The organism is Enterobacter cloacae complex sp. 382A5, assembly GCF_050031095.1.
GTDB lineage: Bacteria > Pseudomonadota > Gammaproteobacteria > Enterobacterales > Enterobacteriaceae > Enterobacter > Enterobacter cloacae.
The window spans coordinates 4,179,187-4,202,307 of record NZ_JBLGVK010000001.1; the positions used below are offsets into that span (position 1 = coordinate 4,179,187).

Below are 23,121 nucleotides of genomic sequence, written 5' to 3' on the forward strand. Positions count from 1 at the left end.
ATTATGTCGCAAATAGAATTGCAGCCGGGTTTTGACTTTCAGAAAGCAGGCAAAGACGTTCTGGAGATTGAACGTGAAGGTCTGGCGCAGTTAGATCAGTACATTAATCAGGATTTTAGTCTGGCCTGTGAGAAGATGTTCTACTGTGCCGGTAAAGTCGTGGTAATGGGGATGGGCAAGTCCGGCCACATTGGACGCAAAATGGCCGCCACTTTCGCCAGCACCGGCACCTCCTCCTTCTTTGTACATCCAGGAGAAGCGGCACACGGCGATCTGGGCATGGTGACGCCGCAGGATGTCGTCATTGCGCTGTCAAACTCCGGGGAGTCCAACGAGATCCTGGCACTGATACCGGTTCTGAAGCGGCTGCAGGTCCCGCTCATTTGCATGACCAGCCGCCCGGAAAGCAGCATGGCACGTGCGGCGGATATTCACCTGTGCGTGAAAGTGCCGAAAGAGGCCTGCCCACTGGGTCTCGCGCCAACATCCAGCACCACCGCGGCGCTGGTGATGGGCGACGCGCTTGCCGTTGCGCTCCTTGAAGCCCGCGGTTTTACCCCTGAAGATTTCGCGCTTTCCCATCCTGGCGGTGCGCTGGGTCGGAAACTGCTGCTGCGGGTTAACGATATTATGCATACTGGCGATGAAATCCCTCACGTCAGTAAAGAGGCCTCCCTGCGTGATGCGCTGCTGGAAATCACCCGTAAAAACCTGGGCATGACGGTGGTGTGTGACGATCTGATGAAGATCGAAGGGATTTTCACCGACGGTGACCTGCGTCGCGTGTTCGACATGGGCGTGGATGTTCGCACGCTGGGTATTGCCGATGTGATGACGCCCGGCGGGATTCGCGTTCGCCCGGGCACGCTGGCGGTGGATGTACTGAACCTGATGCAGTCCCGACATATCACCTCAGTGATGGTTGCCGATGGCGACCAATTGCTGGGTGTGGTACATATGCATGATCTGCTGCGCGCAGGCGTAGTGTAATGAAGGATAAGACAATGAGTAATGCGGGTGCATCCCTTGCAACCTGTTATGGTCCGGTCAGTGCCCACGTGATGGTAAAGGCAGAAAATATTCGCCTGCTGATTCTGGATGTGGACGGCGTACTGTCCGATGGCCTGATTTACATGGGCAATAATGGTGAAGAGCTGAAAGCGTTCAACGTTCGCGATGGCTACGGTATTCGTTGTGCGCTCACATCGGATATCGAGGTTGCCATCATCACCGGGCGAAAAGCTAAACTGGTAGAAGATCGCTGTGAAACGTTGGGCATTACCCATCTGTATCAGGGGCAATCCGATAAGATGGCGGCTTTCAACGATTTACTGGGTAAACTGTCAATCGCGCCAGAACAGGTGGCCTATGTCGGGGACGACCTGATCGACTGGCCGGTTATGGCCGAGATTGGCCTCAGTGTCGCGGTTGCGGATGCGCATCCGCTGCTGATCCCGCGGGCTGATTATGTTACCCACATCAACGGTGGCCGTGGTGCCGTACGTGAAGTCTGCGATCTGCTTCTGCTGGCGCAGGGCAAGCTTGATGAGGCCAAAGGGCAATCGATATGAGTAAAACCAGACGTTGGGTTATCATTCTGCTTTCGCTTGTCGCACTGATACTGATTGGCGTGAACCTTGCCGATCGTGACGATACGCAAACGGAAGTGATCAACAATAACGATCCAACCTATAAAAGCGATCACAGTGATACCGTAGTCTATAGCCCGGAAGGTGCGCTGAACTATCGCCTGATTGCCCAGCACGTTGAATATTTTTCAGATGACGGTATTTCGTGGTTTACCCAGCCGGTCATGACGACGTTTGATAAGGACAAAGTGCCGACGTGGTCGATTAAGTCTGACCGGGCAAAACTGACGAATGACCGTATGCTTTATCTTTATGGCCATGTTGAAGTCAACGCCCTGACCGCTGACTCACAACTGCGCAAAATTACGACAGATAATGCCCAGATCAACCTGGTTACTCAGGATGTGACGTCGCAGGATCTGGTCACTCTGTACGGCACAACATTTAATTCCAGCGGTTTAAGAATGCGCGGGAACTTACGCAGCAAAAACGCCGAGCTGATTGAAAAGGTTAGAACCTCCTATGAAATTCAAAACAAACAAACTCAGCCTTAAAGTAATTATCGCCAGCGCGATGCTGGCGGCCAGTCTTCCCGCGCTTGCTGTTACTGGCGATACCGAACAGCCGATCCATATCGAGTCCGATACGCAGTCTCTTGATATGCAGGGTAATGTCGTTACCTTTACCGGCAACGTGGTCATGACCCAGGGCACCATCAAGATTAATGCCGATAAGGTGGTCGTTACCCGTCCAGGTGGCGAACAGGGCAAAGAGATCATTGATGGCTACGGCAACCCGGCCACGTTCTACCAGATGCAGGACAACGGCAAGCCAGTGAAGGGCCATGCCAGCCACATGCATTATGAACTGGCGAAAGATCTGGTCATCCTTACCGGTAACGCCTATCTGGAACAGCTCGATAGCAATATCACCGGCGATAAGATCACCTATCTGGTGAAAGAGCAAAAAATGCAGGCCTCCAGCGAGAAAGGCAAACGCGTCACCACCGTGTTAGTGCCGTCTCAGCTGCAGGACAAAGGCAAGGGCCAGGCCCCGGCACAGAAGAAGAGTAACTAATTCGTTATGGCAACATTAACTGCAAAAAATCTCGCGAAGGCCTATAAGGGCCGCCGTGTCGTGGAAGATGTCAGTCTGACCGTCAACTCCGGCGAAATTGTAGGCCTGCTTGGTCCAAACGGTGCAGGTAAAACCACGACCTTCTACATGGTCGTGGGTATTGTCCCACGCGATGCCGGTAACATCATCATTGATGATGAAGACATCAGCCTTCTGCCACTGCACGCGCGCGCGCGCCGTGGTATTGGCTACCTGCCGCAGGAAGCCTCTATTTTCCGTCGCCTGAGCGTCTTCGATAACCTGATGGCCGTTCTGCAAATTCGTGACGACCTGACCAGCGAACAGCGTCAGGATCGCGCCAACGAGCTGATGGAAGAGTTTCACATTGAGCACCTGCGCGATAGCCTTGGTCAGGCGCTGTCCGGGGGGGAACGCCGCCGTGTTGAAATTGCACGCGCGTTGGCAGCAAACCCGAAGTTCATCCTGCTGGATGAACCATTTGCAGGCGTTGACCCCATCTCCGTTATCGACATTAAACGTATTATTGAGCATCTGCGCGACAGCGGTCTTGGCGTGTTGATTACCGACCACAACGTCCGTGAAACACTGGCCGTATGTGAACGTGCGTATATCGTGAGCCAGGGCAACCTGATCGCCCACGGTACGCCACAGCAGATCCTCGAAGATGATCATGTTAAGCGCGTCTATCTTGGGGAAGACTTCAGACTCTGATAGGGTAGAGGTAAAGTAACGCCGAACCGGAGAAAAATGCTCTGAACATGAAGCAAGGTTTGCAATTAAGGCTCAGCCAACAACTGGCGATGACGCCGCAGTTACAGCAGGCGATTCGCCTGTTGCAACTGTCCACATTAGAACTCCAGCAGGAGCTCCAGCAAGCGCTGGACAGCAATCCGCTGCTGGAGCAAGCCGATCTTCATGACGAGGTAGACACTCAGCAATCACAGGACACGGAAGCCCTCGATACCGCCGATGCACTCGAACAAAAAGAGATGCCGGACGAGCTTCCGCTGGATGCCAGCTGGGATGAAATCTACACCGCCGGAACCCCTTCCGGCACGCGTGCAGACTACCAGGACGATGAGCTACCGGTCTATCAGGGTGAAACCACCCAGTCACTACAGGATTACCTGATGTGGCAGGTGGAGCTGACCCCTTTCTCCGATACCGATCGCGCGATTGCCACCTCCATCGTCGATGCCGTTGACGACACCGGCTATCTGACCGTCACGCTGGACGATATTCTGGAAAGCATGGGCGATGACGAGATTGAACTTGAAGAAATAGAAGCCGTTCTGAAGCGCATTCAGCGTTTCGACCCGGTGGGCGTAGCAGCGAAAGACCTGCGCGACTGTCTGCTGATCCAGCTTTCGCAGTTCAGCAAAGAGACGCCCTGGATCGATGAAGCCCGCTTAATCATCAGCGATCATCTGGATCTGCTGGCTAACCATGATTTCCGTACCCTGATGCGCGTTACGCGTCTGAAAGAAGAGGTGCTGAAAGAGGCGGTTAACCTGATTCAGTCGCTCGATCCTCGCCCCGGCCAGTCGATCCAGACCAGTGAGCCTGAATACGTCATACCTGACGTGCTGGTCAGAAAACACAACGGCCGCTGGGTCGTAGAACTCAATTCAGACAGCATTCCTCGCCTGCAAATCAATCAGCAATATGCCTCCATGTGCACCAGCGCGCGTAACGACGCCGACAACCAGTATATTCGTAGCAATCTGCAGGAAGCGCGTTGGTTAATCAAAAGCCTGGAGAGCCGCAATGATACGCTGTTGCGTGTGAGCCGCTGTATCGTCGAACAACAGCAGGCTTTCTTTGAGCAGGGCGAAGAGTATATGAAACCGATGGTGCTGGCGGATATCGCCCAGGCCGTCGAGATGCATGAATCAACGATTTCCCGCGTGACCACGCAGAAGTATCTGCACAGTCCTCGCGGTATATTTGAGCTTAAGTATTTCTTCTCCAGCCATGTGAATACCGAAGGCGGTGGCGAAGCCTCGTCAACGGCGATTCGTGCACTGGTGAAGAAGTTGATCGCCGCGGAGAACCCCGCGAAGCCACTGAGCGACAGTAAGTTAACCACCATGCTGTCCGACCAGGGTATTATGGTGGCACGTCGTACTGTTGCGAAGTATCGAGAGTCTTTATCCATTCCGCCGTCTAACCAGCGTAAACAGCTGGTCTGACACAACCGATAAGGAAGACACTATGCAGCTCAACATCACTGGACAAAACGTCGAAATTACTGAAGCTTTACGCGACTTTGTGAACACGAAATTCGCAAAACTCGAGCAGTATTTCGAAAGGATCAATCAGGTCTATATTGTGTTGAAAGTGGAGAAAGTGACTCATATCTCGGATGCAACCCTGCATGTCAATGGGGGCGAACTCCACGCCAGTGCGGAAGGGCAAGACATGTACGCTGCTATCGATGGCTTGATTGATAAGCTTGCAAGACAGCTCAATAAACATAAAGATAAACTGAAACAACACTAATTGTCCGGGCAGTTAACGGGTGCAGGAAGGCCTGTTGTGGAGCACAACAGGCCATTTGTACAGTTAGCGCTTAGGTGAAATTATGATGAACAACGATTCCGCTCTTCAATTGAGCAATGTCCTTAACCAGGAATGTACCCGCAGTGGCGTTCACTGCCAGAGCAAAAAACGTGCGCTGGAGATTATCAGTGAACTGGCCGCAAAACAGCTGGGCCTGCCACCGCAGGTCGTATTCGAAGCCATCCTGACCCGTGAAAAAATGGGCAGTACCGGTATCGGTAACGGCATTGCGATCCCGCATGGCAAACTGGAAGAGGACACCCTGCGTGCCGTCGGTGTGTTTGTGCAACTGGAAACGCCTATTGCCTTTGATGCCATCGATAACCAGCCCGTTGATCTCCTCTTCGCGCTGCTGGTTCCTGCCGATCAGACGAAAACCCATCTGCATACGCTTTCACTGGTCGCTAAACGCCTGGCCGATAAAACCATCTGCCGTCGACTGCGCTCAGCGCAAAGTGATGAAGAGCTTTATGAAATTATCACTGAAGCAGAAGGCAGTCAGGATGAGGCATAACCAGGAGATGGCCTTCACATCTGTTGTCCTGAGGAGAAACGGAACATGGTGCTGATGATTGTCAGTGGCCGTTCAGGGTCGGGGAAATCCGTCGCCCTGCGCGCGCTGGAAGACATGGGTTTTTACTGCGTAGATAACCTGCCGGTGGTACTGCTGCCCGAGCTGGCACGCACCCTTGCAGACAGACAAATCTCTGCCGCCGTCAGCATCGACGTCCGTAACATGCCTGAATCGCCCGAAATCTTTGAACAGGCGATGAGCAACCTGCCGGACACCTTTTCACCTCAGCTGTTGTTCCTTGATGCGGACCGCAACACGCTGATCCGTCGCTACAGCGATACCCGTCGTTTGCACCCGCTTTCCAGCAAGAACCTCTCTCTGGAGAGCGCAATCGACGAAGAGAGCGACCTGCTGGAGCCCCTGCGCTCACGTGCCGATTTGATTGTCGACACCTCCGAAATGTCCGTTCACGAGCTGGCAGAAATGCTACGTACCCGTTTACTGGGCAAACGCGAGCGTGAACTGACAATGGTGTTTGAGTCATTCGGCTTTAAGCACGGCATTCCTATCGATGCGGATTATGTTTTCGACGTGCGCTTCCTGCCAAACCCGCACTGGGATCCGAAACTGCGTCCAATGACCGGTCTGGATAAACCCGTCGCGGCGTTCCTCGACAGGCACACAGAAGTTCACAATTTTATCTACCAGACGCGAAGCTACCTTGAGCTATGGTTACCTATGCTGGAGACAAACAATCGTAGCTATCTGACGGTGGCGATTGGCTGTACCGGCGGTAAACATCGTTCGGTCTATATCGCCGAACAGCTGGCCGACTATTTCCGTTCACGCGGAAAGAACGTTCAGTCCCGTCATCGCACGCTGGAAAAACGTAAAACATGACCGTAAAACAAACCGTTGAGATCACCAATAAGCTGGGCATGCACGCACGCCCGGCGATGAAGCTGTTCGAACTGATGCAGGGTTTCGATGCGGAAGTTCTGCTGCGAAATGATGAAGGGACCGAAGCGGAAGCAAACAGCGTCATTGCGCTGCTGATGCTGGACTCCGCCAAAGGTCGCCAGATTGAAGTCGAAGCCACCGGCCCACAGGAAGAAGAAGCGCTGGCGGCGGTGATTGCGCTGTTTAACGCCGGGTTTGACGAGGATTAATTTCAGCCCCGCTGGCGGGTGGCGCTGTGCTTACCCGCCCTACATCAGCTTATTACGCTGCATAAACCCTTCCCCGCCTAACTGACGCATCTGGCGCATGATCCACGCCTGACGGCTTCGCACGTACCCTGAAGGGGCATTAGCCTTAAAGCGGATGGGATTAGGCAAGACGGCAGCCAGGAGCGCCGCTTCGGACATACTCAGTCGGCTGGCCGGTTTATTGAAATAGCGCTGCGCGGCGGCCTCCACACCAAACACGTCATCGCCAAACTCAGCAATATTGAGATAGACGGTCAGAATGCGTTTTTTGCTCCAGACCGTTTCCATCCCCAGCGTCAACCCCGCTTCCAGCCCTTTTCGTACCCAGCTGCGACCGTCCCACAGGAACAGATTCTTTGCGGTTTGCTGCGATAACGTCGATGCCCCACGGACGCGGTTTTCGTGGCGTTCATTGTGCGCCAGCGCCTTCTCGATTGCCGCCACGTCAAAACCCCAGTGTTCCGGGAATTTCTGATCCTCTGCCGCAATGACCGCCAGCCCCATAAAAGGTGAGATCTCATCCATACTTACCCAGTCCGAGTGGGCCACATAGCTGAAATCACCGCTGAGCCATGCCCCAAGCTGACGCTCGACCATCACGGCCGAAAACGGGACCGGCATAATGCTGAATAAGGCGAGTCCACCGCCCCAGAATACCGCGAGCACGAGAACGATGCGCAACAGGGCGCGTTTCACCCACGCGCCTGCGCCGAATTTACGACTCATTCAGTCATCACCAGCACTCTGGCCACCAGTTTTTCGATGCCTGCAGCGGCCTCGGCAATATTCTGCGCCAGCATCCAGGCAGGTGTGGTAACGACCTTGTTGTCTTCATCCACCACAATGTCATCCACCGGACAAGGTACGTGCTCGCCGCCCATCTCCTCGATGATTTCTGCGGTATCAATATCGGTGCCGATTGTCAGCCGCAGCGGGAAATCAAAAATTTTAGGCAGCATTGCCGGCGCGATACAGATAAAGCCCTGCGGTTTACCTGCCGCGTGCATTGCTTGCGACAGCGCTTTTAAATGGGGATCGATCTGACACGCCGCCCCTTCTGAAGCAAAGGTACTGAGATTTTTGGCCGCCCCAAACCCGCCCGGCACGACTAACGCATCGAGCTCAGCGGCATCCGCCTGAATAAGAGGGTGGACATCGCCACGCGCAATACGCGCCGCTTCAATCAGTACGTTACGGGTTTCCGCCATGGCCTCTCCGGTCAGATGATTAATCACATCTGCCTGTTTTTTGTCTGGCGCGAAACAGATCGCTTCCGCCCCCTGTCTTGCCAGGGCCAGCAGCGTAATGACGGCTTCATGAATTTCTGAACCATCGTAAACACCGCATCCGCTCAGTACGACACCAACCTTTTTCATCCTGACGTTCCTTCTTTGCAACTTGCTGAAGCACATAATTAATTTTGATTAAAACGCTATGCTTCACACATTTCACTGATTCATGTAACAAACCATTTAAGATTTGCTATCTTATCTGCGTGCGGCCTAAATTTTCAGGCGGCGCCCATGCGAAAACAACACGAAAAATCAGGCGCAGCCACGATTTCCCTGGTGTTGGCGCAGTATTCGCGCACCCCGGTTAAGCCGGGGTCATTTTTTTCTGGCATCCACCCAGGCTTTGAGCACCGCCACATCGTTCTGCCACTCTTGTTTCATCTCTTCGACCCAATCACCCACGTTATCTTCCCATGCCGGTAAATCAGGTGACTGAATCTGTTGTCCCAACTGCTGTAAGTGGCGTAACCCGACAGAGCCTGCAGCGCCTTTGATCTTATGTCCTTCTTCCACAATGCCTTTCTGATCGCGTGCGGTCAGGTTGGACTCCAGCACGCTCAGGTAGCCAGGCATCATTTTTTCGAACACGGCCAGACCATCGGTTATCAGTTTTGGGCCAACCAGGTCGATGTACTGCTCCAGCATCGCAGTATCCAGAATCGTTTGGGTCTTCGCGCTATCAACAGACGTCATGGTGCTCTCCTCTTCATCATGGGTATCCCAGAACTTCTTGATCATGGCGGTCAGAGCAGGCACCGCCAGCGGCTTGCTGAGCACATCATCCATACCGGCATCGAGGTACTCTTTTTTATCTTTCAGGACGTTGGCCGTCAGCGCGACCAGCGGCGGCAGTTCATCGGCGGCATACTGCGTTGTCAGCGCACGGGAGATATCCAGCCCGGTCATGTCCGGCAGTTGAATATCCAGCAGGACGAGGTCATATTCGCCCGGTTTAAACATCTCCAGCGCGGCTTTTCCGGTCATCGCCACGTCCACGCTGTTACCCAGTTTTTCCAGCACCGAGCGCGCCACAATCACGTTCAGCTCGATGTCTTCTACCAGCAGAACATGCAGCGCCGGGAGCGGCATATCGTCTTGTTCAAAGGTATCCTCAACCTCTTCTGCCACCGCCGGGGCATGCACCGTCAGCGTAAAGGTAGAGCCTTTGCCCGCCTGGCTGGCCACGGTGATATCACCGCCCATGCTCTTCGCGAGCCGTTTCGATACCGCCAGGCCAATGCCCGTGCCGGTAGCAGGCTTACCACCGTTGCTGTCCTTCACCTGATAATACATGGCAAAGATTTTGTCCTGCTCTTCCTGCGGAATGCCAATGCCTGAGTCTTCCACCTCAAAGTGCAGCATGTCTCCTTCGTCATAACGGATACGCACCGCCACCTGCCCCTGCTGGGTAAATTTCACCGCGTTACTGATCAGGTTCCAGAGGATTTGGCGCAGACGCGTGCCGTCCGTGACCACTTTGTGCGGCAGCGGCAGGGTTGGCTCCATGACAAAGCTCAGCCCCTTCTGCTGCGCCTGCAGGCCGGACAGGTTTTCCAGATCGGCAAGGAAGCTGGTGAAATCAACCGGCTGGTTATCAAGCTGGACTTTACGGCGCTCCATCTTATCCATGTCAATAATATCGTTGAAGATATTCCCCAGCGTGACCGCCGAGACATGGATCGTTTTGAGGTATTTTTCCTGTTCCGCCGTCAGGTCGGTGTCCAGCAGAATACGGCTTAAGCCGACGATGCCGTTCAACGGGGTACGCAGTTCATGGCTTATGGTGGAGATGAAGGTCGTCTTATCGCGGCTGGCGCGCTCAAGGGCATCCTGATAACGCTTACGCTCGGTGATATCGCGGCCAAAGCCCATCAGGCCGTGGCGTTTCCCGACGCGGTCGTAGTACGGCACTTTACGGATTTCAAAGCAGGCTTTACGCCCGTCCGGGTAATCCAGCCACTGTTCATAGGTCAGCGAGACATTGTGGCGGAAGACTTTTTCGTCCGTCTCCATGACCTTGGCGGCCGCCTCTTCGGAGTACACATCCTGGGGTTTCAGGTGGATCAGCTGCTTTTCGCTTTTGCCGGTCAGCAGCTCCATCGCCCGGTTACAGCCGGAGAACTCTTTGTCTTCGTTACGGTAGAAAACCAGATCCGGAGAAGCATCAAGGAATGAACGCAGGAAAGAGGATTGCTGCTCAAGCTGGATCTGCGTCACCTCACGCTCTTTCATTTCGATTTTCAGCTGCTCAAGCGTCGCCTGACGCTCGGCTTCCGCCTTCTCACGATCTGAAATCTCCTGGTTAAGCTGGGCAATGTTGTCTTTCAGCTGGACGTTGAGCTTTAAATCGCGCTCGCGCATCTCTTCCAGCTTATCAACCAGTTTTGACAGGCGCTGACGGGACTCCTCCAGCTGTTCAACGACGACGGAAAGAAAATAGACCGCCCAGGGGGTGATCAGCAAACCGAAGAAGATAGAGCGGATGACGTCGATACTCTCGACCTGACCATGCAACACCATGGTCACGGCCATTTGCACGACAATGGCCAGAACAACCAGCGCCAGCGCCAGCAGCATGGAGAAACGCACCAGCCCGAGCTTCATCATCAGGTCGACGTAGTACTGGGCAAGCATTCGAATTTGCTTCATAGAGGATCCCTTCACGACTTTATCGCTCAATAATACTCAAATTCGCGGCGGGACGTTGAAGGTTGTGAGAAAAAGTGCGGGGTGAAACAGGAGATTAGCCTCGCTTCCGGCTAACCGGAAGCGAGGAGAGGACAATCAGGAGCGTTTCAGCAGCAGCCAGAGGCTGATCAGCAGGAAGCTGGCGCTCGGCAGCAGCGCACCAATAATTGGCGGAATGCCGTAAACCAGCGTCAGCGGGCCAAAGATCTGATCGAGGACGTAGAATACAAAGCCGAAGCTGATCCCGGTGACCACTCGAACACCCATCGGTACGCTACGCAGCGGGCCAAAGATAAACGACAGGGCCATCAGCATCATCACCGCCACGGACATCGGCTGGAAGATTTTGCTCCACATATTGAGCTGATAACGCCCGGCATCCTGCCCGCTCGACTTCAGGTATTTGACGTAGTTGTGCAACCCGCTGATGGAGAGCGCGTCCGGATCCAGCGCCACCACCCCGAGTTTGTCCGGCGTGAGGTTGGTTTTCCACGTCCCGGACACCGTCTGAGAGCCGGTGATCTGTTTTGGGTTCGTCAGGTCAGACTCGTCAACCTGGGATAACCGCCACTGCTTGTGTTCGGGGTCAAACTTCGCTGACGATGCGTGACGTACAGACTGTAAACGACGCTCATCATTGAAGGCGTAAATACTCACGCCGCCCAGCTCATCATCCCCTTTCACGCGTTCGATATAGACGAAGTTCTGGCCATCTTTCGCCCATAACCCTTGCTGTGTAGAGAGCAGTGAACCGCCGTACATCGCCTGGGCACGATAGTTACGCGCCATCTGTTCGCCCTGCGGTGCCACCCACTCGCCAATCGCCATGGTCAGCAGCACCAGTGGGATCGCGGTTTTCATGACCGACAGCGCCACCTGCAAACGGGTAAAGCCCGATGCCTGCATCACAACCAGTTCGCTGCGCTGTGCCAGCATCCCCAGCCCCAGCAGCGCGCCCAGCAGGGCTGCCATCGGGAAGAAGATCTGCACATCTTTTGGCACGCTGAGCAGGGTATACATCCCTGCACCCAGCGCGTCGTAGCTCCCTTGCCCGGCTTTTTTCAGCTGATCGACAAATTTAATAATGCCGGAGAGCGACACCAGCATGAACAACGTCATCATGATGGTGGTAAAAATGGTTTTACCGATATAGCGATCAAGAACGCCAAACGCCTGCATTAGATGGCTCCTTTACGCGAAAATCGGGCACGTATGCGGCGCACTGGCACCGTATCCCACAGGTTTAATCCCAGCGCCAGTAAGATGTACAGGCTGTTGACGAACCACGTCCAGACCATCGGGTCCAGCTTACCCTTCGCGCCGTTAGAACGAATCGAGGTTTGCAGCAGGAAGTAGATCAGGTACAGCAGCATCGCCGGCAGCATTGAGAGCACGCGCCCCTGACGCGGGTTCACCACGCTCAGCGGCACGACAATCAATGCCATCATAAACACGGTGAAGACGAGCGTAATACGCCAGTGGAACTCCGCACGCGCTCTGTCGGTATCGGTGTTCCACAGCGTACGCATATCCATTTGCTCGGTATCCGTTGGATCGAGCGCCACCGCCTGATGACCAATAATGGCCTGATAGTTCTGGAAATCCGTAATACGGAAGTCACGAAGCATCGCGGTGCCTTCAAAGCGGGTGCCTTTATTCAGCGTCACGACCTGGGAACCATCTTTGCGCTGCGCAAGCTGACCGGAGTCTGCCACCACCACCGATGGACGGGCGTTTCCTTTGGTTCGCAGCTGCGCCAGGAAGACGTCGTTGAATTTACTGCCGTCGACGCTCTCAATAAACAGCACTGAGTTTCCGTCGGTCGCCTGCTGGAACTGCCCCTGCGCTAATGCCGCCATACCGGGGTTCGCTTTTGCTTCAGCCAGCACTTCATCCTGATGACGAGAGGACATTGGGCCCGCCCACATCACATTCACCGCGGCGACGATACCCGTGAACAGCGCCAGTATCATGGCGGCTTTCACCAGAACAGCTTTGCTCAAGCCACAGGCATGCATCACCGTGATTTCACTCTCGGTATAAAGCTTACCGAGCGTCATGAGCAGACCGAGGAAAAGACTTAGCGGCAGAATAAGCTGCGCCATTTCCGGGATCCCTAAACCAAGCAGGGAAAGCACCAGATTCGTTGGAATTTCGCCGTCAACGGCCGCACCGAGGATCTTGACCAGCTTCTGACAGAAAAAAATCAGCAGCAGGATGAAGAGGATCGCCAGTTGGCTTTTGAGCGTCTCCCGCACCAGATATCTTATGATTATCACTTTAAATACGCCCGTAAAAACCCGTCTCTTTGCTGGAAAATCGCTTGTTTCATGGCTTAAACGTCATTTATTCTCTTGAGTCGTCGAAATCATCGCTAAGATTAAAACACCCGGCGGATTCACGCTTCAGGACTTTTTCTGACGTGTCGAAACCGTAATAACGTAAGATTAACACGAAGTCACCACAACAGCGGACTTGAGTTACGAAAGGTTTCAATTCTATCCGTAGCAGCCGCTGTTGTCTTTAAGATTCAGGAGCGTAGTGCATGGAGTTCAGTGTAAAAAGCGGTAGCCCGGAGAAACAGCGGAGTGCCTGCATCGTTGTGGGCGTCTTTGAACCACGCCGACTCTCCCCAATCGCCGAGCAACTCGATAAAATCAGTGACGGCTACATTAGCGCCCTGCTGCGCCGTGGCGAACTGGAAGGCAAACCTGGGCAGACGCTGTTGCTGCACCATGTTCCGAACGTGCTGTCCGAACGTATTCTGCTAATTGGCTGCGGCAAAGAACGCGAGCTGGATGAACGTCAGTATAAGCAGGTGATTCAGAAAACAATTAATACGCTGAATGATACCGGCTCTATGGAAGCCGTTTGCTTCCTGACTGAACTGCACGTCAAAAGCCGTAACACCTACTGGAAAGTGCGTCAGGCTGTCGAAACCGCAAAAGAGAGTCTGTACAGCTTCGATCAGCTCAAGACCAATAAAAGCGAGCCGCGTCGTCCGTTACGTAAAATGGTCTTTAACGTGCCAACCCGTCGCGAACTCACCAGCGGCGAGCGCGCTATCCAGCATGGTCTGGCGATTGCCGCCGGGATTAAAGCCGCAAAAGATTTAGGCAACATGCCGCCTAATATCTGTAACGCCGCCTATCTGGCCTCTCAGGCGCGCCAGCTGGCTGACTCCTATAGCAAGAATGTCATCACCCGCGTTATCGGCGAACAGCAGATGAAAGAGCTGGGTATGCACTCTTACCTGGCGGTGGGCAACGGCTCGCAGAACGAATCCCTGATGTCGGTTATCGAATACAAGGGCAATCCGTCAGAAGACGCGCGTCCAATTGTGCTGGTTGGTAAAGGCCTGACCTTCGATTCCGGTGGTATCTCCATCAAGCCTTCTGAAGGCATGGATGAGATGAAGTACGACATGTGTGGTGCAGCGGCGGTGTATGGCGTGATGCGTATGGTGGCTGAACTTCAGTTACCGATTAACGTTATCGGCGTGCTGGCGGGCTGCGAAAACATGCCGGGTGGACGCGCTTATCGTCCGGGTGATGTCCTGACCACCATGTCCGGCCAGACCGTTGAGGTGCTGAACACCGATGCCGAGGGCCGTCTGGTGCTGTGCGACGTATTAACCTACGTTGAACGCTTCGAACCTGACGTGGTGATCGACGTGGCCACCCTGACCGGTGCCTGCGTGATCGCGCTGGGCCACCACATCACCGGCCTGATGTCGAACCACAATCCGCTGGCGCACGAACTTATCGGCGCGTCCGAACAAGCCGGCGACCGCGCATGGCGTCTGCCATTGGGTGACGAATACCAGGAACAGCTGGAGTCTAACTTTGCGGACATGGCAAACATCGGCGGCCGTCCTGGTGGTGCCATCACCGCGGGCTGCTTCCTGGCACGCTTCACCCGCAAGTACAACTGGGCGCACCTGGATATTGCCGGCACCGCATGGCGCTCCGGAAAAGCCAAAGGCGCGACCGGTCGTCCGGTTGCGTTGCTGTCGCAGTTCCTGCTCAATCGCGCCGGATTTAATGGCGACGAGTAAGTCAAAACGGCAGTAAATCGTAGGCCGGGTAAGGCGAAGCCGCCACCCGGCTTAAGCATTTAAAGTGAGCACAAGAAGCCCCATATATGAAGAATGCAACGTTCTACCTTCTGGACAATGACACCCATCAGGATGGCCTCAGCGCCGTAGAACAGCTGGTGTGTGAAATTGCCGCAGAACGTTGGCGCGCAGGTAAACGGGTTCTGATTGCCTGTGAAGATGAACAGCAGGCGATTCGTCTTGACGAAGCGCTGTGGGCGCGCCCGCCGGAGAGTTTTGTACCGCATAACCTGTCTGGCGAAGGGCCGCGCGGCGGCGCACCGGTCGAGATAGCCTGGCCGCAAAAGCGCAACAGCAGCGCGCGCGATATTCTGATTAGCCTGCGGATAGATTTTGCAGATTTTGCCACCGCTTTCACAGAAGTGGTAGACTTTGTCCCTTACGAAGAATCCTTGAAACAACTGGCGCGCGAACGCTACAAAGCGTACCGCCTGGCTGGTTTTAACCTGAATACGGCAACCTGGAAATAATGGAAAAGACATATAACCCACGCGATATCGAACAGCCGCTTTACGAGCACTGGGAACAGCAGGGCTATTTCAAGCCTAACGGCGATGAAAGCAAAGAGTCCTTCTGCATCATGATCCCGCCGCCGAACGTCACCGGCAGTTTGCATATGGGTCATGCCTTCCAGCAGACCATCATGGATACCATGATCCGCTACCAGCGCATGCAGGGCAAAAACACCCTGTGGCAGGCGGGGACTGACCACGCGGGTATCGCGACCCAGATGGTGGTTGAGCGTAAGATTGCCGCTGAAGAGGGTAAAACCCGTCACGATTACGGTCGCGACGCCTTTATCGACAAAATCTGGCAGTGGAAAGCAGAATCTGGCGGCACCATTACCCGTCAGATGCGCCGTCTCGGTAACTCCGTAGACTGGGAGCGCGAGCGTTTCACCATGGACGAAGGCCTTTCCAACGCCGTAAAAGAAGTGTTCGTCCGTCTGTACAAAGAAGACCTGATTTACCGTGGCAAACGCCTGGTTAACTGGGACCCGAAACTGCGCACCGCGATCTCTGACCTGGAAGTGGAAAACCGCGAGTCTAAAGGCTCCATGTGGCACATCCGCTATCCGCTGGCAGACGGCGCGAAAACCGCAGACGGTAAAGATTACTTAGTGGTGGCGACCACCCGTCCGGAAACCCTGCTGGGCGATACCGGCGTGGCCGTTAACCCGGAAGATCCGCGTTATAAAGATCTGATTGGCAAATTCGTGGTGCTGCCGCTGGTGAACCGCCGCATTCCGATTGTGGGCGACGAACACGCCGACATGGAAAAAGGCACCGGCTGCGTGAAAATCACCCCGGCGCATGACTTCAACGACTACGAAGTGGGTCGTCGTCACGCCCTGCCGATGATCAACATTCTGACCTTCGACGGTGACATCCGTGAAAGCGCAGAAGTGTATGACACCAAAGGCAACGAATCCGACGTTTACTCAAGCGACATTCCGGCGGAGTTCCAGAAGCTGGAACGCTTTGCCGCGCGTAAAGCGATTGTGGCTGCCGTTGACGCACTCGGCCTGCTGGAAGAGATTAAACCTCACGATCTGACCGTGCCGTACGGCGACCGTGGTGGCGTGGTTATCGAGCCAATGCTGACCGACCAGTGGTATGTGCGTGCCGACGTGCTGGCAAAACCGGCTGTTGAAGCGGTTGAAAACGGCAGCATTCAGTTCGTGCCGAAGCAGTACGAAAACATGTACTTCTCCTGGATGCGCGATATTCAGGACTGGTGTATCTCCCGTCAGCTGTGGTGGGGTCACCGTATCCCGGCATGGTACGACAACGAAGGCAACGTATACGTTGGCCGCAGCGAAGATGAAGTGCGTCAGGAAAACAACCTGAGCGCGGATGTCGCCCTGCGTCAGGACGAAGACGTGCTGGATACCTGGTTCTCCTCCGCGCTGTGGACCTTCTCCACCCTCGGCTGGCCAGAGAACACCGACGCGCTGCGTCAGTTCCACCCAACCAGCGTGATGGTATCTGGCTTCGATATCATCTTCTTCTGGATTGCCCGCATGATCATGATGACCATGCACTTCATTAAAGATGAAAACGGCAAGCCGCAGGTTCCGTTCCATACCGTCTATATGACCGGTCTTATCCGTGACGATGAAGGCCAGAAGATGTCCAAATCCAAGGGCAACGTCATTGACCCGCTGGATATGGTGGACGGGATCTCCCTGGAAGAGCTGCTGGAAAAACGCACCGGCAACATGATGCAGCCACAGCTGGCAGAGAAGATCCGCAAGCGCACCGAGAAGCAGTTCCCGAACGGGATTGAATCTCACGGTACTGACGCCCTGCGTTTCACTCTGGCGGCGTTGGCCTCCACCGGTCGCGACATCAACTGGGACATGAAGCGTCTGGAAGGTTACCGTAACTTCTGTAACAAACTGTGGAACGCCAGCCGCTTCGTGCTGATGAACACCGAAGATCAAGATTGCGGCTTCAACGGCGGCGAGATGATCCTCTCTCTGGCCGACCGCTGGATCCTGGCGGAATTCAACCAGACGGTGAAAGCGTTCCGCGAGGCGCTGGACAGCTACCGCTTCGACATCGCGGCGGGCATTCTGTACGAATTCACCTGGAACCAGTTCTGTGACTGGTACCTGGAGCTGGCGAAGCCGGTCATGAACGGCGGAACGGAGGCAGAACTGCGCGGCACGCGTAACACGCTGATCACTGTGCTGGAAGGCCTGCTGCGTCTGGCGCACCCGATCATTCCATTTATCACCGAAACCATCTGGCAGCGTGTGAAAGCGATCGCGGGCATCAACGCCGACACCATCATGCTGCAGCCGTTCCCGGAATTTGATGCCGCTAAAGTGGATGAAGCTGCCTCAGCGGATACCGAGTGGCTGAAGCAGGCGATCGTTGCTGTACGTAACATCCGTGCAGAAATGAACATCGCCCCGGGCAAACCGCTGGAGCTGCTCCTGCGCGGTTGCAGCGAGGCGGCTGTTCGTCGTGTCACCGAGAACAATACCTTCCTGAAAACCATGGCGCGTCTGGAAAGCATCACCGTGCTGCCAGCCGATGACAAAGGTCCGGTCTCCGTGACGAAAATCATCGACGGCGCTGAGCTGCTGATCCCAATGGCGGGTCTCGTCGACAAAGACGCTGAGCTGGCACGTCTGGCGAAAGAAGTGGCGAAAGTCGACGTGGAAATTGGCAAAATCGAAAGCAAACTGGCGAACGAAGGCTTTGTCGCCCGCGCGCCGGAAGCGGTCATCGCCAAAGAGCGTGAACGCTTGGTTGCTTTCGCCGATGCGAAGACCAAGCTGATTGAGCAGCAGGCGGTGATTGCGGCCCTGTAATGCTTTTACCCCTTACGCTTCAGGGCGTAAGGGGTATTCTTCCTGAAAACTCCTCGCTTGCACTCCCCTTTCTGCGGTGCTATTAACAGCAATTGTGTGTCAATTTTTGTAATGAGTAATGCTATGAGCGTGATTACCCCCGTCGCGACGACGATGCGTCGGATCGCTGTGCAGGACAACCCGGCTATCGCCGCCGTTATCCGTACGGTTTCTGCCGAATATGGCCTGACGGCTGATAAAGGCTACACGGTTGCTGATCCAAATCTGGACGAGCTGTTCCAGCTTTACAGCCAGCCGGGCCACGCCTACTGGGTTATTGAGCAGAATGGCCAGGTGGTGGGCGGCGGCGGCGTTGCTCCGCTCAGCTGCAGCGAGCCGGATATCTGCGAGCTGCAGAAAATGTATTTCCTGCCATCTGTTCGCGGACAAGGCCTGGCGAAGAAACTGGCGCTGGTCGCACTCGACTATGCCCGCAATCAGGGTTTTACACGTTGTTACCTCGAAACAACCGCCTTCCTCAAAGAGGCCATCGGCCTGTATGAACATCTGGGCTTTGAGCATATTGATGCACCGCTGGGCTGCACCGGCCACGTCGATTGCGAAGTCAGGATGCTGAAAACGTTGTAAATACTTTTGCTGCCCTCTTCTGTTAAGCGGTGGTTAACTGAATGCTCTACACTCTCAGTTCACACCATAACGGGGGAAACACGATGTCGAAGATAAAAAGCTACGCCGCACCGCAGGCGGGTGCAGAACTTGAACTGTACGAGTACGATGCGGGCGAACTAAAAGCAGAAGACGTCGAAGTACAGGTTGATTACTGCGGGATCTGCCACTCGGATCTCTCCATGATCGACAACGAATGGGGCTTTTCAAGCTATCCACTGGTCGCCGGACACGAAGTGATTGGCCGCGTCGTAGCGCTCGGCAGCGCTGCGCAGGACAAAGGCCTGAAAGTGGGCCAGCGCGTGGGTATTGGCTGGACGGCACGCAGCTGCGGTCATTGCGACGCCTGTATCAGCGGCAACCAGATCAACTGCCTTGAAGGCGCCGTTCCAACCATCCTCAACAAGGGCGGTTTTGCCGATAAACTGCGCGCCGACTGGCAGTGGGTCATTCCGCTGCCGGACAGCATTGATATCGAATCCGCAGGCCCGCTGCTGTGCGGCGGCATTACCGTCTTTAAACCGCTGCTGATGCACCATATCACCGCCACCAGCCGTGTGGGTGTGATTGGTATCGGGGGGCTCGGTCATATTGCCATCAAACTGCTGCACGCGATGGGCTGCGAAGTGACGGCATTCAGTTCTAACCCGGCGAAAGAGCAAGAAGTGCTGGCGATGGGAGCGGATAAAGTGGTGAACAGCCGCGATCCAGACGCGCTGAAAGCACTGGCGGGTCAATTCGATCTGATCATCAACACCGTTAATGTCGATCTCGACTGGCAACCGTACTTTGAAGCACTGGCCTACGGCGGTAACTTCCATACGGTGGGTGCCGTGCTGAAGCCGCTGCCGGTTCCGGCGTTTACCCTGATCGGCGGGGATCGCAGCGTGTCCGGCTCTGCAACCGGCACGCCGTTCGAGTTGCGCAAACTGATGAAGTTCGCCGGGCGCACGAAAGTATCGCCAACCACCGAACTCTATCCGATGTCGAAAATCAACGAAGCGATCCAGCACGTGCGTGACGGCAAAGCCCGTTACCGTGTGGTGTTGAAAGCAGATTTTTAATGTGACACACCCCTCTCCCACCGGGCTGAGGGATCCCCAGTAATATGGTCATGCCACCATGACCATATTACTGTACTCTTTTCCCAGCTTTTTCATCTCGTTAACTATATTCAGCCGTCTTACTTTCCCGGGCTCATGCCGGATGACTTCTTCCGCCAGACTCAGGTATGACAGAACCCGTCTGTGCCTGATGCTGCTTGCCTGATAGTGCCAGTGTAAACACTGCCTTTCTGCCCTGTAACCTGCCAGCCACATCACCAGGCTTGCCATTGCCGCGACCATATTCAGCACTTCCAGTCGCCCTTTTCCCTGACTCCGGCTCAGCCTCAGACCGAACCCGAAGCGTGGACTTTTGTCGTCCCGGAAGTTTTGTTCTATCTGCATTCTGCGGCTGTACAGGGCCATTATCTGGTGCGGCTCCAGTCCCTCTGCATTACTGAACAGCAGCCAGGGCTCCCGCGCGCTACTGCGGTGTTCCCGCTGTGTTTTCGGCATCCCCCCTTTTCCCTGACGCCCTGCGTCAGGGCGCTTATGCAGATAGAACCGGCCGTAACAGGGCGTTCGTGGTTTACGGGACAGGACACCGTAACCCACGCAGACCGGTTGTCCGGTAGCCTCAAGCTCACTGATTTTCATCCACTTTTTATCTCCATCCAGCCGGAAGCTGATGCAGCCCCTGACCCTGCCGGTGAAGCTCCAGCCCAGCTGGCTGACATGCCGGAACCAGTCTGTCCGGAAGCCTGCATCCGTAATGATGGTGACGGCTTTATCTTTCGGGATGGCATCATGCAGGCGGTCAAGGAAGCGGCACTGTACATCGCTGTTCTGCGCCAGCTCTGCGGGGACAACCTCACTCATAAGCGGCAGTGAGCGACCATTACAGACCAGGCTTGCCCGCAGAAGATACCAGTTCCTGTCATGCCAGCCTGTCCAGTCGACAGCAATCACACAGAAGGGCATCAGGGAGGTGATGGTATGTGTGAGCAGGTGCTGAATACGGGGAATATCCCGGTGAAGGGCGGTATTACCCAGGGCACGGTCAACACGTTTAATTTTATTTTTGACGTGCGCTCTGCCGGGAAGAGTGCGACCAAGGCTGGTCAGGGTCAGATCCGCACCGTGCGTGAGGGCAACGGCCATGGAAACAAGGACATTAATCCGGAAGCTGTGAACGTCCGGTAAAGACGCGGAGAAAAATTTCTGGCAGACTGTCTGTAAAGGCACGATGAGGTCTCTTCTGATTTGTTAGCGCAACCAGTAGATCACACTTCATCGTGCTTTTCATTTTTCTGGGGAACCCTCAGCCCACCGGGAGAGGTCGCAAACACTAAAAACGGTAACGGTTGTTACCGTTTTGCTTCTACCATGGCCTTAAACACCTCTGCCACCGCGACCGCTCCCGGATCCATTACCCCATCCAGATTCTCTTTATTCACATATGACGAACGTCCCGCGCCCGCTTTGCCCATTCTGGCCGTTGCCTCTGCGCCCTGCTGTGCCGCCTGCGCCGCCGCCTGAAGATCGTTTTTCTGCAACGTCTCCAGCGCCGGCTGTAGCGCATCAATCAGCGTGCGATCGCCGAGATCGGCCCCGCCATACTGCTTCATTTGTGCCAGCCCGCTCAGCAATGCATCCGCAAGCGATTGTCCGTCATGCAGCTTTTGTCCGGCTGCCGTGAAAAAGATCGACATTAATACGCCACTCGATCCGCCCATCACCGTTGCCAGCCGCTCGCCCACCAGCAGAAGTAATGTCGACACGTCGTCAAGAGGAAGGTTATTCTCCTCCAGACGCTGCGCAATCTCCCGCGCCCCTTGCGCAAAGGTAGATCCGGTATCACCATCCCCCACTTTCGCATCCAGCGCGTTCAGACGGTTTTCCAGCTGAATCAACGTCTTTGTCACCACAGAGACATATTCGCCCACCTGCGGATTTGCGGACGGGGTAAACTCCACGCGGTCATGGATCGCGCTATGCTCCTGGGTACGCAGCGGGGCAAACGCCACCGGCTTCTGCCAGCCCAGCGTCTCAACCTCTTCATGAAGGGCTTTTTCGAACAGATCGTTTAGCTTCAGCAGCGTCAGCGAAAAGCCCTTCATATCCAGGGCGCTCACCAGCGGTGCCGGGCCAATCAGGTACGCCAGGTTATCTTTCAGTGCCGAGTGGGCCAGCTCTTTGGTGAGCAGAGCCATCTCAAGCGCTGATACGCCCCCCAGGTTATTGATCAACACTGCGAAGCGCCCGTCACCCGCCTTCGCCTTGAGCGGCGTCACCAGCGTGTCGATAATCGCTTTACTGTTCTGCGTATCCACGACGGAAGCCCCCGGCTCACCATGAATGCCCAGACCCAGCTCGACATGACCTTGCTTAATGCGCCCTTCTTCCTCGTCGCTTCCCGGCAGATTACACGTTTGCATCGCAACGCCCAGGCTCCAGAGGTTATCGCAGGCCTGTTGCGCAATATCACGCACTTCACTCAGCGATTTTCCGTGCTCTGCGGCATAACCCGCGATCTTATGAACCAGCGCCGTACCGGCAATGCCGCGCGGCTGTTTGTTGTCCGGCAGCGCAATATCGTCTGCCACAATGACCATCTCCACCTTCAGGCCGTAGCGTTTCGCCTTTTCTGCCGCCAGACCAAAATTCAGGCGGTCACCGGTGTAGTTTTTAACGATCAGCAGGCAGCCACGGTCACCCGTCACCGCCACAATGGCATTCAGCACCGCATCCACGCTCGGCGAGGCGAACAGATCGCCGCACACTGCTGCCGTCAACATACCTTTGCCGACAAACCCGGCGTGTGCAGGCTCGTGGCCGGAACCGCCACCAGAGATCACCGCCACGCGGCTCTTGTCCCAGTCGCTGCGGGCCACAATGCGAATGGCAGGATCAACATCAAGCTTGACGAGGTTACCGTGCGGAGCAGAAATCAGAATGCCTTCAATAGCATCGTTGACCAGTTGTTTGCGATTATTAAAAAAGAATCTGGACATACATT

General features: G+C 55.1%; 22 protein-coding genes. 15 read left to right on the top strand and 7 right to left on the bottom strand.

Annotation, left to right across the window (positions count from 1 at the left end):
* The first annotated feature begins 3 nt into the window (after positions 1-3).
* The 10 genes from kdsD (at position 4) to npr (ending at position 6,932) form a co-directional block, all read left to right on the top strand.
* Positions 4-990 carry an arabinose-5-phosphate isomerase KdsD gene (gene kdsD / locus ACQG2G_RS19735; protein ID WP_014833452.1) on the top strand — a complete coding sequence of 329 codons (987 nt, stop codon included), beginning with the start codon at positions 4-6 and terminating at the stop codon, positions 988-990.
* A gap of 14 nt (positions 991-1,004) precedes the next feature.
* Positions 1,005-1,571, top strand: coding sequence for a 3-deoxy-manno-octulosonate-8-phosphatase KdsC (kdsC, locus tag ACQG2G_RS19740; protein WP_061773046.1), 567 nt, complete (start codon positions 1,005-1,007; stop codon positions 1,569-1,571).
* The gene (lptC, locus tag ACQG2G_RS19745; RefSeq protein ID WP_013098939.1) at positions 1,568-2,143 is read left to right on the top strand and encodes an LPS export ABC transporter periplasmic protein LptC; all 576 of its coding nucleotides are present in this window, start codon (positions 1,568-1,570) and stop codon (positions 2,141-2,143) included. The genes kdsC and lptC overlap by 4 nt, the downstream gene beginning before the upstream one ends.
* Positions 2,112-2,666 (top strand): lipopolysaccharide ABC transporter substrate-binding protein LptA, encoded by a 555-nt coding sequence (gene lptA / locus ACQG2G_RS19750; protein WP_013098940.1) that lies wholly within the window; start codon positions 2,112-2,114, stop codon positions 2,664-2,666. The genes lptC and lptA overlap by 32 nt, the downstream gene beginning before the upstream one ends.
* 6 nt (positions 2,667-2,672) lie before the next feature.
* A complete protein-coding gene (lptB, locus tag ACQG2G_RS19755; protein ID WP_013098941.1) occupies positions 2,673-3,398 on the top strand; it encodes an LPS export ABC transporter ATP-binding protein in 726 nt (241 codons plus the stop codon).
* Positions 3,399-3,445: 47 nt separating this feature from the next.
* On the top strand, positions 3,446-4,879 hold the full coding sequence (gene rpoN / locus ACQG2G_RS19760) for an RNA polymerase factor sigma-54 (protein WP_013098942.1): 1,434 nt from the start codon (positions 3,446-3,448) through the stop codon (positions 4,877-4,879).
* A gap of 22 nt (positions 4,880-4,901) precedes the next feature.
* Complete coding sequence (hpf, locus tag ACQG2G_RS19765) at positions 4,902-5,189, top strand: ribosome hibernation promoting factor (RefSeq protein ID WP_013098943.1); 288 nt, start codon at positions 4,902-4,904, stop codon at positions 5,187-5,189.
* A gap of 82 nt (positions 5,190-5,271) precedes the next feature.
* Positions 5,272-5,763, top strand: a complete 492-nt coding sequence (gene ptsN, locus ACQG2G_RS19770) for a PTS IIA-like nitrogen regulatory protein PtsN (RefSeq protein WP_013098944.1) — start codon at positions 5,272-5,274, stop codon at positions 5,761-5,763.
* Between the two features lie 45 nt (positions 5,764-5,808).
* Positions 5,809-6,663 carry an RNase adapter RapZ gene (rapZ, locus tag ACQG2G_RS19775; protein WP_013098945.1) on the top strand — a complete coding sequence of 285 codons (855 nt, stop codon included), beginning with the start codon at positions 5,809-5,811 and terminating at the stop codon, positions 6,661-6,663.
* Positions 6,660-6,932, top strand: a complete 273-nt coding sequence (npr, locus tag ACQG2G_RS19780; protein WP_003861872.1) for a PTS phosphocarrier protein NPr — start codon at positions 6,660-6,662, stop codon at positions 6,930-6,932. The genes rapZ and npr overlap by 4 nt, the downstream gene beginning before the upstream one ends.
* Before the next feature lie 39 nt (positions 6,933-6,971).
* On the opposite strand, the gene mtgA is transcribed toward npr, so the two are convergent.
* The 5 genes from mtgA to lptF all read right to left on the bottom strand — a co-directional run bounded on the left by mtgA (position 6,972) and on the right by lptF (position 13,230).
* Positions 6,972-7,697 (bottom strand): monofunctional biosynthetic peptidoglycan transglycosylase, encoded by a 726-nt coding sequence (gene mtgA / locus ACQG2G_RS19785; protein WP_061771692.1) that lies wholly within the window; start codon positions 7,695-7,697, stop codon positions 6,972-6,974.
* A complete protein-coding gene (elbB, locus tag ACQG2G_RS19790; protein ID WP_061771691.1) occupies positions 7,694-8,347 on the bottom strand; it encodes an isoprenoid biosynthesis glyoxalase ElbB in 654 nt (217 codons plus the stop codon). The genes mtgA and elbB overlap by 4 nt, the downstream gene beginning before the upstream one ends.
* Positions 8,348-8,578: 231 nt before the next feature.
* Entirely contained in the window at positions 8,579-10,912 is a 2,334-nt protein-coding gene (gene arcB, locus ACQG2G_RS19795) for an aerobic respiration two-component sensor histidine kinase ArcB (protein ID WP_029883392.1), read from the bottom strand.
* A 135-nt stretch (positions 10,913-11,047) separates the two neighbouring features.
* Entirely contained in the window at positions 11,048-12,130 is a 1,083-nt protein-coding gene (gene lptG, locus ACQG2G_RS19800; RefSeq protein ID WP_013098949.1) for an LPS export ABC transporter permease LptG, read from the bottom strand.
* Positions 12,130-13,230: an LPS export ABC transporter permease LptF gene (gene lptF, locus ACQG2G_RS19805; RefSeq protein ID WP_029883394.1), complete on the bottom strand. Its 1,101-nt coding sequence runs from the start codon at positions 13,228-13,230 to the stop codon at positions 12,130-12,132. Before lptF ends, lptG begins: the two co-directional genes overlap by 1 nt.
* A 266-nt stretch (positions 13,231-13,496) precedes the next feature.
* On the opposite strand from lptF, the gene pepA reads away from it, so the two are divergent.
* The 5 genes from pepA to ahr all read left to right on the top strand — a co-directional run bounded on the left by pepA (position 13,497) and on the right by ahr (position 20,123).
* Positions 13,497-15,008 carry a leucyl aminopeptidase gene (gene pepA, locus ACQG2G_RS19810; RefSeq protein ID WP_061771690.1) on the top strand — a complete coding sequence of 504 codons (1,512 nt, stop codon included), beginning with the start codon at positions 13,497-13,499 and terminating at the stop codon, positions 15,006-15,008.
* 86 nt (positions 15,009-15,094) lie between these two features.
* Positions 15,095-15,538, top strand: coding sequence for a DNA polymerase III subunit chi (gene holC, locus ACQG2G_RS19815; protein WP_008502815.1), 444 nt, complete (start codon positions 15,095-15,097; stop codon positions 15,536-15,538).
* Positions 15,538-18,393, top strand: a complete 2,856-nt coding sequence (locus tag ACQG2G_RS19820) for a valine--tRNA ligase (RefSeq protein ID WP_094084874.1) — start codon at positions 15,538-15,540, stop codon at positions 18,391-18,393. The genes holC and ACQG2G_RS19820 overlap by 1 nt, the downstream gene beginning before the upstream one ends.
* A gap of 123 nt (positions 18,394-18,516) precedes the next feature.
* Positions 18,517-19,020, top strand: a complete 504-nt coding sequence (locus ACQG2G_RS19825) for a GNAT family N-acetyltransferase (RefSeq protein WP_023619941.1) — start codon at positions 18,517-18,519, stop codon at positions 19,018-19,020.
* Positions 19,021-19,103: 83 nt separating this feature from the next.
* Positions 19,104-20,123 carry an NADPH-dependent aldehyde reductase Ahr gene (ahr, locus tag ACQG2G_RS19830; protein ID WP_013098954.1) on the top strand — a complete coding sequence of 340 codons (1,020 nt, stop codon included), beginning with the start codon at positions 19,104-19,106 and terminating at the stop codon, positions 20,121-20,123.
* Between the two features lie 48 nt (positions 20,124-20,171).
* On the opposite strand, the gene ACQG2G_RS19835 is transcribed toward ahr, so the two are convergent.
* Positions 20,172-21,347, bottom strand: a complete 1,176-nt coding sequence (locus ACQG2G_RS19835) for an IS4 family transposase (RefSeq protein ID WP_038418736.1) — start codon at positions 21,345-21,347, stop codon at positions 20,172-20,174.
* 122 nt (positions 21,348-21,469) lie between these two features.
* A complete protein-coding gene (locus ACQG2G_RS19840; protein WP_061772663.1) occupies positions 21,470-23,116 on the bottom strand; it encodes a dihydroxyacetone kinase subunit DhaK in 1,647 nt (548 codons plus the stop codon).
* Between the last annotated feature and the right edge of the window lie 5 nt (positions 23,117-23,121).